This window comes from Nocardia jiangsuensis (assembly GCF_042650385.1).
GTDB lineage: Bacteria > Actinomycetota > Actinomycetes > Mycobacteriales > Mycobacteriaceae > Nocardia > Nocardia jiangsuensis.
This window is the reverse complement of sequence record NZ_JBHSAX010000017.1, coordinates 366,098-381,603: the sequence shown is the minus strand read 5'-3', so window position 1 is coordinate 381,603 and position 15,506 is coordinate 366,098. Positions and strand designations below refer to the sequence as shown.

Here is a 15,506-nt window from a genome sequence, read left to right as displayed (position 1 = left end):
ACAATGCCGCGCGAGATGCAGTTCACAGCGCCGGGCGCGGCGCTATTTATCGAGGATTTCGGTCAATCGGGGTGCGATGCGGGCGAGTGCCTCCGGAGCGGTCATGAGCAGGTGCGATGTGTCGACGGGGTGGTCGGCGACCGGGGTGTCGGTGTAGGGCTGCCACTCGGCGGGGTCGACGAGCACCCCGCCCGAGTCCAGCCGGGTGGCGCGGAAGAACTCGATCCGACCGCGGAAGACGCCGATGTCGTGCCGAGTGGCGAGCTCGACGACGGACATGGCGCCGCGATAGACGCGCCGCAATCGGGCGGCGTCGAGCACCGCCAGCTCGGCGGGGATCGATGCGGCCAGTGCCGCGAGCGCCTCGTCGCCCAGGTCGCCCAGGTCGGCCTCGGGTGGCAGCGCCTCCGGCGCGATCCCGACCTCGGCGAAGGCGGAGCGCACCGCCCGCCGGAAGTCGCCGAGGTCGACGGCGGGGGTGCCGTCGAGGACGGCGAGCAGCTCGACCTCGGCGCCCTCCCGCTGCAGCCGCACCGCGGCGGCGTGCGCGAGCACCCCGCCGATCGACCAGCCGAGCAGCCGGTACGGCCCCTCCGGCTGCACCTTCCTGAGCTCCGTGACGTACCTGGTGACGAAGTCGTCGAGCGTTTCCGGCCGCCAGTCGTCCTCGGTGAGCGCGGGGGTCTGCAGGCCGAAGATGGGCTGGTCGGCGGGGAGGAAGCGGCTCAGCCCGGCGAAGCTCCAGGCCAGGCCGGTGTAGGGGTGGAAGCAGAAGAGCGGCGGCCTGCTGCCCCGGTGCCGGATCGGCAGCAGCACCCCCATGGCGGCATCGTCGCCCGAGTGCGCCGCGACCACCCTGGCCGCGATGCCTGCCACGGTGGGGTCGTCGAAGAAGACGGCGACCCGGATCTCGGTGCCGGTGCGCTCGCGCAGCCGGGTGACGACCCGGGTGGCGATCAGGGAGTTGCCGCCCAGCTCGAAGAAGTTGTCGTCGGCGCCGACCCGCTCGATGCCGAGCACCTCGGCGAAGACCTCCGCCACAGTTTCTTCGGCGGGGGTCGACGGCGCGCGGAACTCGACGAGCTCGAGGACCGGAGCGGGCAGTGCCGCGCGATCCAGCTTGCCGACCGGGGTCAGCGGGACCCGATCGAGCACCATGATCGAAGCGGGGACCATGTAGCCAGGCAGCCGCTCCCCGAGGTGCGCGGTCAGCGCGGCCGGGTCGGGAACGCGACCCCGCGCTCCGACGACGTACGACACCAGCACGGTCGCGCCGGTCGCGCCGGGGTGCCCGACGGTGACCGCGAAGTCGACCGATTCGTGCGCCGCGAGCGCGGCGTCGATCTCGCCCAGCTCGATCCGGAAGCCGCGCACCTTCACCTGGAAGTCCGAGCGGCCCACGTACTCCACCTCGCCGGTCCGGGTCCAGCGCACCACATCACCGGTGCGGTACATCCGCGCACCCGGCACGTACGGATTCGCCACGAACCGCGCCGCCGTGAGACCGCGTCGCGCGTGGTAGCCCCGCGCCAGCTGGATACCCGACAGGTACAGCTCACCCGTCACACCGGCGGGCACCGGCCGCAGCCGCGAATCCAGGATCAGCGACTGCATCCCCCGGGTCGGGCGGCCGATCGTGACCGGCTCCCCCGGCCGCAGCGGAGCGCTGATGTTGGTCATGATCGTGGTCTCCGTCGGGCCGTAGCCGTTGTGGAAGGCCCGAATCGTGCCGTCCGCCAGCGGGACCGCCCACTTCGCCACCAGCTCCGGCGGACACGCTTCGCCACCGGCCACCAGCACCCGCAGCGAGTCGAGGCCGGCGGGATCGAAGGTGGCCAGCGCGGCCGGGGTGACGAACGCATGCGTCACGGCTTCGCTGCGAATGATCGCGGCGAGCTCATCGCCGCCGTACACCCCCGGCGGCACCACGACCAATGCCCCGCCCCCGGCAAGGGCGAGCAGCAGTTCCAGGATCGAGGCATCGAAGCTCGGGGAGGCGAAGTGCAGTGCGCGGGTGCCGGCGCCGAGCCCGTACCGCTCGGCCTGCTCCGCGGCGAAGTTCGCCAGCCCCGAGTGCGTCACCACGACGCCCTTCGGGACACCGGTGGAGCCGGAGGTGTAGATGACGTAGGCCGGATGCTCCGGCCGCACGGGCCGCACCCGGTCGGCGTCGGTCAGCGGCGTGTCGTCGAAGCCGGACAGGTCCAGGTCCTCCAGCACGAGCCAGCGCACCGACTCCGGCAGCCCGGCGCGCACCGACCGCACCGTCAGCCCGATGGGTGCGCCACTGTCGGTGACCAGGTGCGCGATCCGCTCAGCCGGGTAACCCGGGTCGACGGGCACGAATGCCGCGCCCGCCTTGGCAACCGCCGCGGCGGTCAGGACCGAATCGGGCGACCGCGGCACAGCGACGGCGATCAGCTCCTCGGCGCCGATCCCTTCCGCGACCAGCAACCGCGCCAACCGATCGGACCGGGCCTCGAGCTCCCGATAGGTGAGCGTCTCCCCGCGGAACACCACCGCAGGCGCCTCCGGCGCACCGCGCCCGAACAGCTCGGAGAGCACCACCGGCGGCACCGCGGGTGCCCCTGTCCTTGCCACCAGATCGGCCTGCTCGGCAGGGCCGAGCAGGGGCACCGCCCCCGCGGTGGTGGATCGGTCGGCCAGGACGCCGCGCAGCACCCGCAGGAAGCGGTCGGCGAAGGAGGCGACGGTGGCGGCGTCGAAGAGGTCGGTGGCGTAGTCGATCAGGCCGCCGATCCCGGCCGGTGCGCCGTCCGCGGTGCGCTCTTCGGTGAGGGTCCACTGCAGGTCGAACTTGGCGACGACCTCGTCGGTCGGCACCGCGGCAAGCCGCAGGCCGGGCAGTTCGAAGGTCGAGGCGGGCAGGTTGGTCAGCGAGAGCGCGACCTGGAAGAGCGGGTGCCGCGCCTGGGAGCGCACCGGGTCCAACAACTCCACCAGCCGCTCGAACGGAATATCCGCATGCGCGAACGCGTCCAGGTCGGTCTCCCGCACCCGGGCGAGCACGGTGTCGAAATCGTCGTCCGGAGCGACCGGGGTCCGCAGCACCACCGTGTTCACGAACATCCCGACCAGATCGTCCAGCTCCGCCTCGCCGCGCCCGGCCACCGGCGTCCCCAGCACGACATCCGAGGCCCCCGAGAGGCGTGACAGCACAACCACCAGCACCGCCTGCACCACCATGAACACGGTGACCTGGCGCTCCGCCGCCAGCCGCAGAATCCCGGCATGGGTCTCGGCGTCGACGGTGAAGGGGGTGCGGCCGCCGGCGAAGGTGGCGACCACCGGCCGCGGCCGGTCGGCGGGCAGCCCGAGTTCGTCGGGAAGCCCGGCGAGCGTGCGGCGCCAGTACTCGGCCTGGGTGGCGAGGACGCTGTCCGGGTCGGCTTCGTCGCCGAGCACACGGCGCTGCCAGATGCTGTAGTCGGCGTACTGCACGGGCAGCGGTTCCCAGCCGGGCGGCGTCTGCCCGCTCCGCGCGATGTAGGCGACCATCAGGTCGCGGGTGAGCGGCCCGACGGACCAGCCGTCGACGGCGATGTGGTGCGCCACGAAGACCAGCACGTGCTCGGGGTCCCGGTCCGGCCGGCTGTCGAGCGCGTACAGCGCGACGCGCAGCGGGGCCGCCGCCGTGACGTCGAACCCGCCGGACACCATGGCGTGCAGCTCCGCGGGGAGCGCGGCGGCGGTCACCGGAACGGCGGGCAGGTCGGTCAGCACCGCGTCGACGGGCAGCACCTGCTGCTCCGGGCCGTCGGCCGTCTCCGGGTACCTGGTCCGCAGCACCTCGTGCCTGGCGAGGACGTCGCGCACCGCGGCGGCCAGCGCAGCCACATCGAGCAGCCCGGTCAGCCGTACCGCGATCGGGACGTTGTAGAGCCCCGACTCCGGCCGGTAGCGATTGAGGAACCACATCCGCTGCTGGGCCATCGAGAGCGGGATCGACGCCGGCCGCTCCAGCGCCGTCAGCGGGGCCCGGTCCCGGCCACGGGTGCGGTCGATCCCGCTCGCGAGCTCGGTCACCGTCGACGCCTCGAACACGGTCCGCACCGGCACCACGGCTCCCAGCGCGGCACCGAGCCGGGCGACCAGGCGGGTGGCGACGAGCGAGTTGCCGCCCAGCTCGAAGAAGTTGTCGTCGGCGCCGACCCGCTCGACCCCGAGCACCTCGGCGAAGACCGCGGCGACGGTCTCCTCGGCGGGGGTCGACGGTGCGCGGAACTCGTGGGTGGCGTAGCTGGGGGCGGGCAGGGCGCGCCGGTCGAGCTTGCCGTTGACGGTCAGCGGGACGGCGTCGAGCGGGACGAAGGCCGAGGGGACCATGTAGCCGGGCAGGAGCGAGGCGAGCCCGGCGCGGAGTTCACCCTGGTCGGGTGCGGGCGCGCCGGGGGCCGGGACGACGTAGGCGACGATCCTGGCGTCGCCGGGCCGGTCGGTGCGCACGACCACCGCGGCCTGCGCGATCCCGGGCCTGCCCAGCAGCGCCGCCTCGATCTCGCCGAGCTCGATCCGGAAGCCGCGCACCTTCACCTGGTCGTCGGCGCGGCCGAGGTACTCCAGTTCGCCGCCGCGGGTCCAGCGGGCGCGGTCGCCGGAGCGGTACCGGCGGGTGCCGTCCGGGCCTGCGACGAAGCGGGCGGCGGTGAGGCCGGGCCGGCCCAGGTAGCCGCGGGCCAGCTGGCCGCCGCCGACGTAAATCTCCCCCGCGACCCCGATCGGCACCGGCCGCAGCCGGTCATCGAGCAGCTCCAGGCCGAGGCCGGGGATGGCCCGGCCGACGACGCTGCCCGCGCCCGCGTCGATGGTCGCGGCGTCGAGTGGGCGGTAGGTGACGTGCACCGTCGTCTCGGTGATGCCGTACATGTTCACCAGCCGCGGCGCGCGGTCGCCGTGCCTGGCGACCCAGCCGGCCAGCCGGCGCGGCTCCAGCGCCTCACCGCCGAAGATCACGTACCGCAGCCGCGGCGGCGCGGCGCAGCTCCGCTCGGCCTCGGCGAGCTGGTAGAAGGCGGACGGCGTCTGGTTGAGCACGGTCACCCGCTTCGCGCGCAGCAGCTCGAGCAGCTGCTCGGGCGAGCGCGCGGTGTCCTGGTCGACGACGACCAGCTCGCCGCCGAAGGCGAGCGCGCCCCACAGCTCCCAGACCGAGAAGTCGAAGGCGAAGGAGTGGAACAGGGTCCACACGTCCTCCGGGCCGAAGCCGAAGTCGGTGGCGGTGTTGGCGAGCAGCCGGACCACGTTCCCGTGCGGCACCGCGACGCCCTTGGGGCGGCCGGTGGAGCCCGACGTGTAGATGACGTACGCGATGGTGTCCGGATCGGGCGCGGCACCGGTGATCGGCGCGGCATCGCCCTCGTCGAGGTTCGCGGCCTCGACAACGGGCAGGCCGGGCGGCAGCTCGACCTCGGCGCCGGGGGCCAGCACGACGCTCGCGGGGCGTGCGTCAGCGAGGACGTAGGCGATGCGCTCGGCCGGGTAGGCCGGGTCGATCGGCACGTACCCCGCGCCGGATTTCAGCACCGCGAGCAGCGCGACGACCAGCTCCGGCGAGCGCGGGAGCAGCACCGCGACCAGCGTCTCCGGGCCCGCGCCCGCCGCGACGAGCCGCCGGGCGAGCACGGTGGAGCGCCGGTCGAGATCGGTGTAGGTCAGCGTCTCGGCGCCGTGCGTCACCGCGGGCGCCCGCCCGTGCTCCGCCACCGCGGCGGCGAACAGATCGAGCAGGGTGCCGCCGGGGTCGGCCGTGGCTCCGGCGCCCGCCGGGTTCCCGGTGACCAGGGCCCGTTCACGGTCGTCGAGCAGGTCGATGTCGCCGGTCGGCGCGCCCGCGTCGGCGACGACGGCGCGCAGCACCCGCAGGTACCGCTCGGCGAAGGTCTCGATGGTCGCTGCGTCGAAGAGGTCGGTCGCGTAGTTGATGCCGAGGGCGATGCCGCCGTTCTCCGGCAGCTCGGTGAGGTTCCAGTGCAGGTCGAACTTGGCGACGTGCGCGTCCGCCTCGACCCCGGCGATGGTCAGCCCGGGCAGCGTGAACTCCGCGGCAGGCAGGTCGGCGAGCGAGAGCGCGACCTGGAAGAGCGGGTGCCGCGCCTGCGAGCGCGGCGGGTCGAGCACCTCCACCAGCCGCTCGAAGGGCACGTCGGCGTGCGCGAACGCCGCCAGATCGGTGTCCCTGACCCGCCGCAGCACGGCCTCGAAGGAGTCCTGCCCGGCGACCGGGGTGCGCAGCACGATGGTGTTGACGAACATGCCGACCAGGTCGTCCAGCTCGGCCTCGCCGCGGCCGGCCACCGGGGTTCCGATGGCGATGTCCGTGCTGCCCGAGAGCCGCGCGAGCAGCACCGCGAGCGCGGCCTGGGCGACCATGAAGAACGTCGCGGTGTGGTCGGCGGCGAGCTCGCGCAGGGCACGGTGCAGCTCGGCGTCGATGACGACGGCGTGCCCGGCGCCGGCGAAGGTGGCGAGTTCCGGACGCGGCCGGTCCAGCGGCAGCTCCAGCTCGACCGGCAGCCCGGCCAGCGCGCTCCGCCAGTACTCGGTCTGCACCGCCGCCACGCTCGCCGGATCGGACTCGTCGCCGAGCAGTTGCCGCTGCCACACGCTGAAGTCGGCGTACTGCACCGGCAGCGGCGCCCACTCCGGCGCCGTTCCGGCCGCCCGCGCCGCATACGCCACCATGACGTCGCTGGTCAGCGGCCCCACCGACCAGCCGTCGGCGGCGATGTGGTGCGCGACGAAGACCAGCACGAACTCGTCCGCGCCCGCCACCCGGAAGAGCGCGACCCGCAGCGGCACCTCCGTCGTCACGTCGAACCCGGCGGTGACGACGGCGGCCACCCGCTCGGGGAGCTCGCCGGGCGGCACCTCCGACACCGGCAGCCCGGCCCCGATCGCCTGCTCGACGTCGAGCACCCGCTGCACCGGGCCGTCCGCGGTCTCCGGGTAGACGGTGCGCAGCACCTCGTGCCGCCGGACGAGATCGGCGATCGCCGCCGCCAGCGCGGCGGTGTCGAGCTCACCGGTGAGCCGGACCGCGATCGGCACGTTGTAGACCGCCGAATCGGGGTCGAAGCGGTTCAGGAACCACATCCGCTGCTGCGCGAGCGAGAGCGGAATCCGTTCCGGGCGCGCACCCGCGACCAGGGCGGGGCGGGCGCCGGTGCCCGATTCCCGTTCGAGCACCGCGGCGAGCTCCGCGACCGTCGAGGTCTCGAAGAGGCTGCGGACCAGCACCCGGGAGTTCAGCGCGGAGCCGAGCCGGGCCGCGACCCGGGTGGCGAGCAGGGAGTTGCCGCCGAGGGTGAAGAAGTCGTCGTCCAGGCCGACCCGCTCGACGCCGAGCACCCGGCCGAAGACGTCGGCGACGATCTGCTCGACCGGCGTCCGCGGGGCGCGGAAGGCGACCTCGGAGGTGAAGACCGGCGCGGGCAGCGCCTTGCGATCGAGCTTGCCGACCGTGGTCAGCGGGAGCCGGTCGAGCACCGTGATGGCGGCAGGGACCATGTAGCCGGGCAGCGTCTCGCGCAGGTGCGCGGTCAGTTCGGCGGTGTCGGCCGTGCGGCCGCGGGCGGCGACGACGTAGGCGGCCAGGTCGGCCACCCCGGTCTCGCCGCGGTGGCCGACGGTGACCGCGAAATCCACGCTCGGGTGCGCGGCCAGCGCGGCGTCGATCTCGCCGAGTTCGATCCGGAAGCCGCGGATCTTGACCTGGAAGTCGGAGCGGCCGACGTACTCGACCTCGCCACCCCTGGTCCAGCGGACCACGTCGCCGGTGCGGTACATGCGCTCGCCGCTGCGGTACGGATGGGCGACGAAGCGGTCGGCGGTGAGCCCGGGGCGAGCGTGGTAGCCACGGGCCAGCTGCACCCCCGCGATGTACAGCTCACCGGCGACGCCGACCGGAACCGGTTGCAGCCTGGCGTTCAGCACCAGCGACTGCATGCCGCCCTGCGGTCCGCCGATCGTCACCCGTGCGCCCGGCACCAGCGGCGCGCTGATGTTGCTGTCGACCGTGGTCTCGGTGGGGCCGTAACCGTTGTAGTAGGCGCGCACGGTGCCGTCGGGCAGCGGGACCGCCCACTTGGCGATCAGCTCCGGCGGACTGGCCTCACCGCCCGCGATCACCACGCGCAGCGTGTGCAGCCCGGACGGGTCGAAGGTCGCCAGGGCCGCGGGCGGGATGACGGCATGGGTCACCCGCTGCTCCCGGATCAGCTCGGAAAGCTCCGCCCCGCCGTACACGCTCTGCGGCACGACCACCAGCGTCCCACCGCGCAGAATCGCCAGGAAGAGCTCGAGCAGGGAGGCGTCGAACGAGGGCGAGGCGAAGTGCATGGCACGGGTCCGCGCGCTCAGCCCGAAGCGCCCGTCCTGGTCGGCGGCGAAGTTCGCCAGCGCCCGGTGGCTCACCACCACGCCCTTCGGGCGCCCGGTCGAGCCCGAGGTGTAGATGACGTGCACCGGATGATCCGGGTGCAGCGGCACGCGCCGGTCGGCGTCGGCGACCGGCGCGGCGTCGAAGCCGCGGGTATCGAGGTCCCCCTGCACCAGCCACCACGTCGTGCCTGGCAGCGCCGGGCGGACGTCGCTCGTGGTCAGCCCGATCCGGGCGCCGGAGTCGGCGATCATGAAGGCGATGCGGTCGATCGGAAGCCTGGAGTCGATCGGCAGGAAGGCCGCGCCGGTGCGGGCGACGGCCGCGAGCGCGACCACCGACTCGAGCGAGCGCGGGATCGCGAGCGCGACCACGTCCTCGGCGCCGACGCCTGCGGCGATCAGCAGCCGGGCCAGCCGGTTCGCGCGCTCGTTCAGCTCCCGGTAGCTCAGGGTCTGCCCGTCGTAGATCACGGCGGTCGCGGCGGGCGCACCGGTGGTGAACAGCTCGGGCAGCAGCCGCTGCGCCGGCGGCGGCGGACAGGCCCGCGAGATCAGGTCGGCGCGCTCGGCGGGGCCGAGCAGTTCGACCGAGCCCACCGGCGCCTCGGCGTCGGCCACCACAGCGGCCAGCACCCGCACGAAGCGCTCGGTGAACGCGCGCACCGTGTCGGCGTCGAAGAGCTCGGTCGCGTAGATCACCGAACCCGCCATGCCCGCGGGGGCACCCGCGCCCGCGCGGCGCTCCTGCAGCGTCCACTGCAGATCGAACTTGGCCGGCTGCGCGGGCGGTTCGATGCCGGTGACCCGGAGGCCGGGCAGCTCGAACTCGGTCATCGGGGCGTTGACCAGGGTCAGCGCGGTCTGGAAGAGCGGGTGCCTGGCCTGCGAGCGCGGCGGCGACAGCACCTCGACCAGCCGCTCGAAGGGCACGTCGGCGTGCGCGAACGCCGCCAGATCGGTGTCCCGCACCCGGCGCAGCAGCGTGCCGAACCCGTCGGCGGGCGCGACCTCGGTGCGCAGTACCAGGGTGTTGACGAACATGCCGATCAGGTCGTCCAGCTCGGCCTCGCCGCGGCCGGCGACCGGGGTGCCGATGGCGATGTCGTCGCTGCCGGAGAGCTGGGCCAGCAGCACGGCCAGCCCGGCCTGCACCACCATGAAGAGCGTGGCACTGTGCTCGGTGGCGAGCTGCCGCAGCCCGCGGTGCAGCTCCTCGGGGATCTCGAAATCCAGGGTGGCACCGGCGAAGTGCGAGACGTTCGGCCGCGGCCGGTCGGTGGGCAGCGCCAGCTCGTCGGGCAGGTCGGCCAGCGTCGTCCGCCAGTACCCGGTCTGGATGGCGAGCAGGCCGGCCGGGTCGTCCTCGGCGCCGAGCAACTCCCGCTGCCAGACGCTGAAATCCGCGTACTGCACCGGCAGCGGGGCCCACTCCGGTGCGGCACCGGCCGAGCGCGCGGCGTAGGCCACCATGAGGTCGCGGGTCAGCGGGCCCACCGACCAGCCGTCCGCGGCGATGTGGTGCGCGACGAAGACCAGGACGTACTCGGCGGTCCCCGCCACCTCGAAGAGCGCGATCCGCAGCGGGACCTCGGCGGTCACGTCGAAACCGGTGGTGGCGATCCGGGTCACCCGCTCCGCGACCTCAGCGGGCCGCACCGCCACCGGGTAGAGCCCGCCGACCGCCGCGTCGGCGGGGAGCACGCGCTGCACCGGGCCGTCGGCGGTCTCCGGGTAGACGGTGCGCAGCACCTCGTGCCTGGCGACCAGGTCGCGCACGGCGGCGGCGAGGGCGGCGGTGTCGAGCTCGCCGCTGAGCCGGACCGCGATCGGGATGTTGTAGACCGCGGAGGCCGGGTCGAAGCGGTTCAGGAACCACATGCGCTGCTGGGCCAGCGAGAGCGGCACCGCATCGGGCCGCCGCACCGCGGTCAGGGCGGGGCGGCCGCCGCTGCCCGCGTGCTGTTCGGCGCGCGCGGCGAGCGCGGCGACGCTGCCCGCCTCGAAGAGCGCGCGCACCGGAAGCGTGGTGTCGAGCGCGGCGCCGAGCCGCGCCGCGACCTGGGTGGCGAGCAGCGAGTTGCCGCCGAGTTCGAAGAAGTCGTCGTCCAGGCCGACCCGCTCCAGCCGGAGCACCTCGGCGAAGACCCGCGCCACCGTCTGCTCGATCGGGGTCACCGGCGCGCGGAACTCCCGCGCCCGGAAGGCGGGAATCGGCAGCGCCCTGCGGTCCAGCTTGCCGGAGGGGTTGAGCGGGAGCCGGGGCAGCACGGTGACCACCGCGGGCAGCATGTACCCGGGCACCGCACCGCGCACCGCGCTCCGGACGGCGTCGCCGTCGAGGTCGCGGCCGGGCGCCGGCGTCACGTACCCGGCCAGGAACTGGCCGACGTCGCCGTCGGCCACCAGCACGACCGCCTGCGCCACGCCCGGCACCGCCCGCAGCGCGGTCTCGATCTCGCCGAGCTCGATGCGCTGCCCGCGGAACTTGACCTGGAAGTCGGCGCGCCCCGCGTAGACGAGCTCGCCGTCGGCGCGCCTGGTCACCAGGTCGCCGGTGCGGTAGAGCCGCGCTCCGGCGCCGAACGGGTCGGCGACGAAGCGCTCCGCGGTCAGCTCGGGGCGGCCCGCGTAGCCGCGGGCCAGCTGCGCGCCACCGAGGTAGAGCTCGCCGCGCACGCCGGGCGGGACCGGCCGCAGCCTGGCGTCGAGCACGTGGGCGGTGCTGTTCCACTCCGGCGCGCCGATCGGCACCACCGCGGTGTCGAGCTCGGTGACCGGGTGGGCGGTGATCGAGACGGCGGCCTCGGTCGGGCCGTACAGATTGTGCAGCCGGGCCGGGCTCACCCGCCGGAACGCCGCCACCGTCTCCGGGTGCAGCGCCTCGCCGATGACGAAGACGTCGCGCAGCCCGGCCAGCTCCTCCGGCCGCGCGTGCTGGGCGAAGACCGCGAGCAGCGACGGCACGAAGTCGGTGACGGTGACGCCGTGCCGCCGGATCAGCTCGGCGATGTAGCGGGCGTCGCGCTGCCCGCCCTCCTCGGCGAGCACCATGCGCGCACCCGCCGCGAGCGGCACGAAGAAGCCCCAGATGGAGAGGTCGAAGGTGGGCGCGGTCTTCTGCAGGTAGCCGTCGGCCGGGCCGATGCCGTACTCCGCCACCATCCAGGCGATCTGGTTGGCGGCGGCGCGGTGCGGCACGGTCACGCCCTTCGGCCGCCCGGTGGAGCCGGAGGTGAACAGCGTGTACGCCGGGTGCCGCCGGTCCGGAACGGTGTCCTGCGGCAGCGGGTCCGCGGAGTGCTGCGCCGCGTCGGCGACGGTGAGGCGGGTGGTCCGCGGGTGCACCTCGACCGGGAGCCGCGCGCCCGGCTCGGCGATCAGCACCGCGGGGCGGGTGGTGTCGAGGATGTGCCGCACGCGGTCGGCGGGGTGTCCCGGGTCGAGCGGGACGAAGGCGCCCCCGGCCCGCAGCACCCCGAGCATGGCGGTGACCAGCTCCGGCCCGCGCGGGAGCGCGAGCACCACCGAGACCTCCGGGCCGACGCCTGCCGCGCGCAGCAGCCGCGCCACCCGGTTCGCGGCGGCCGACAGCTCGCCGTAGCCGATCTCACCGAACTCGCCTGCCAGCGCCACCGCGGCGGGGTCGGCGGCGGCGCGCTCGTCGAAGCCCTGGTGCAGCCGGGTCCAGCGCACCGGGTGCGCGGTCTCGTTCCAGGCGAGGGTGTTTCGCTGTTCGTCGGCGTCGAGCAGGGGGATGTCGCCGACCGGGATGCCGGGATCGGCGATGACCGCGTCGAGCAGCCGGAGGAAGCGGCGCACCAGTTGCTCGACGGTCGCGCGGTCGAAGAGCGCGGTGGCGTAGGTCAGGACGCCGGAGATGCCCGCGGGCGCGCCGTCGGGCGCGTACTCGTCGCTGACCACGAGGTGCAGGTCGAACTGGGACAGCGTGATATCGAGGTCGAGCCCGGAGAGCGTGAGCCCGGGCAGCTCGAGTTCGGTGGTGCCGAAGTTCTGGAAGGAGAGCCCGACCTGGAACAGCGGGTGCCTGCTCTGCGAGCGCGCCGGGTCGAGCACCTCGACCAGCCGCTCGAACGGGACGTCGGCGTTGGCGAACGCCTGGATGTCGCTCTCCCGCTGCCTGGCGAGAACCTCGTCGAAGCGGTCGCCGGGCGCCAGCCGGGTGCGCAGGACGAGGGTGTTCACGAACATGCCGATCAGGTCGTCGAGGATGGCATCGCCGCGGCCCGCGATCGGCGTGCCGACCGCCACATCGTCGGTGCCGGCGAGCCGGGCCAGCAGCACCGCGAGCGCGGTGTGCAGCGCCATGAAGAGCGTCGCGCCACCGGCGCGGGCCAGCTCGGTGAGCGCGCGGTGCGTTTCGGCCGGGATCCGCACCGGCACCGCGCTGCCCGCGACGGACTGCACCGGCGGCCGCGGCCGGTCGGTCGGCAGCTCCAGCTGGTCGGGCAGGTCGGCGAGCGCCGTCCGCCAGTGCGCGATCTGCGCGGCCGCGACCGAGCCGGGATCGTCCTCGGCGCCGAGCAGCGCGCGCTGCCAGATGCTGTAGTCGGCGTACTGCACCGGCAGCGGCGCCCAGCCCGGCGCCTCCCCCGCGGCGCGGGCACTGTAGGCGACCACGAGATCCCTGGTCAGCGCGGCGATCGAGGAGCCGTCGCCGCTCACGTGGTGGATCGCCATGGCCAGCACCCACTCGTCGGGGCCGAGCTCGAACAGGGCGATCCGCAGCGGCACCTCGGTGGTGACATCGAAGGGGGCGGCGATCAGCTCGGTCAGCGCGGTGCGCACCTCCGCGGCGGCGAGTCGGCGAACGACCGGCTCCCTGACCGCGCTCGCCGGCATGACCACCTGCACCGGCCCGGTATCGGTCTCCGGGTACACCGTGCGCAGCACCTCGTGGCGCTGCACCACATCCGCGATCGCCAGGATCAGCGCCGCGGCGTCGACCTCGCCGTGCAGCCGCACGGCGACCGGGATCGTGTACGCCGCCGAGCCGCGGTCGAACCGGTTCAGGAACCACATGCGCTGCTGCGCGGGCGAGAGCGGAATCCGCGCGGGCCGCGGCCCCGCGGTCAGGGCGGGCCCGGCGCCGCGGCCTGCGAGCCGCTCGGCCGCGACGGCCAGTCGGGCCACCGTGGTGTTCTCGAAGAGCGCCCGCGCCGGGATGTTCGTGTCCAGCGCCGCGCCGACCCGCGCCGCGACCTGGGTGGCGAGCAGCGAGTTCCCGCCCAGCTCGAAGAAGTCGTCGTCCAGCCCGATCTCCTCGGCGCCGAGCACCCCCGCGATCACCTCGGCGACCACCCGCTGCACCCGCGTCTCCGGGGCGCGGTAGGCGCGGTGCTCGAACACCGGCGCGGGCAGCGCGGCCCGGTCCAGCTTGCCGACCGGGGTCAGCGGGATGGCGTCGAGCACGACGATCGCGGTCGGCACCATGTGCGAAGGCAGCCTGGACTCCGCCCACTCGGTCAGCGCGGCCACCTCGATCGCGTCGGCCGCCGCGTGCACATAGGCGACCAGCACGGTGGCACCGGTCGCCTGCTCGACGCCGACGGTCACCGCGAAGTCGACCGACTCGTGCGCGGCCAGCACCGCGTCGATCTCGCCCAGCTCGATCCGGAACCCGCGGATCTTCACCTGGAAGTCGTTGCGGCCCAGGTACTCGATCTCCCCGGACGGCAGCCTGCGTACCAGGTCACCGGTGCGGTACAGCCGGGATCCGGGCTCGCCGAACGGGTTCGCCACGAACCGGGCCGCGGTGAGGCCGCGCCGCTCGTGGTAGCCGCGCGCCAGCTGCGCACCGGTGATGTAGAGCTCGCCCGCGACCCCCTCCGGCACCGGGCCGAGCCGCTCGTCGAGCACGTACTCCAGCACCCGCCGGATCGGCGCCCCGATGGTGACCGTCTCACCGGGCATCAGCGGGCCGCTGATATTGGTCATGATGGTGGTCTCGGTGGGGCCGTAACCGTTGTAGAACTCGCGGAATCGGCCGTTGCCGCGCGGCTGCACCCAGCGCCGCACCAGCTCCGGCGGGCACGCCTCGCCGCCCGCGACCACCACGCGCAGCTCGTCCAGCCCGGCCGGGTCCAGCGAGGCGAGCACCGCCGGGGTGATGAAGGCGTGCGTCACCCGCTCCCGGCGCAGCAGCCGGGCCAGCTCGGCGCCGCCGACGATCGCCGGGTCGACCACCACCATGGTCGCCGCGCCGCCGAGCGCGAGCAGCAGCTCCAGCACCGAGGCGTCGAACGAGGGCGAGGCGAAGTGCAGCGTCCTGGAATCGGTGCCGACCCGGTACCGCTCGTGCTGCTCGTCGCAGAAGCCCTTCAGCCCGGCCTGGGTGACGACGACGCCCTTCGGCCTTCCGGTGGATCCCGAGGTGTAGATGACGTAGGCCGCGTCGGCCGGGCGCAGCGAGCGCGGCCGGTCCGCGGAGGAGACCGGCTCCAGCGAGAAGCGCTGCGCGGCGGTGGTATCGATGGCGAGCCACTCGACGTCGCCGGGGAGCTCGGCGCGCTCGGCGGTGACGGTCAGCCCGAGCACCGCGCCGGAGTCGCGCACCATGTAGGCCACCCGATCGCTCGGGTAGCGCGGGTCGACGGGGACGAAGCCCGCCCCGGTCTTGGCCACCGCCCAGACCGCGAGCACCGACTCCGGCGAGCGCGGGATGCCGACGGCGACCAGGTCGCCCGGGCCGATGCCGCGGTCGAGCAGCAGCCGGGCCAGCCGGTTGGAGCGCTCGTCGAGCTCGGCGTAGCCGAGGCTGCCGTAGCTCCGCTCCGCCCCGGCGAAGACCACGGCGGTGCCGCCGGGGTTCGCCTCGACGGCGGCCGCCATGAGCTGCGGCAGCGCGACCAGCCGGGCGCGGCGGGTGCGGGTGGGCCTGGTCCTGGTCGAGCTGGTCATGCGCGGGCCCCCCCGATGATCGAGCTTCCTTCTCGCATTCCACCCAGCAACACGTTTACCCGCCCATCATCGAAGAGCACTGCACGCACCGGAGACCCCACGCGAGCACGCGGTGATGAACGTTCCCTATCGCCGCGATTCGCCTGCGATGGGCTCCTACCCGCCATTCATCACTTCATGTGGGGATA

General features: G+C 74.1%; 1 protein-coding gene. It reads right to left on the bottom strand.

Annotation, left to right across the window (positions count from 1 at the left end; all coding sequences use genetic code 11):
• Positions 1-42 precede the first annotated feature (42 nt).
• On the bottom strand, positions 43-15,318 hold the full coding sequence (locus tag ACFO0B_RS21120; RefSeq protein WP_378614248.1) for a non-ribosomal peptide synthetase: 15,276 nt from the start codon (positions 15,316-15,318) through the stop codon (positions 43-45).
• Positions 15,319-15,506 lie beyond the last annotated feature (188 nt).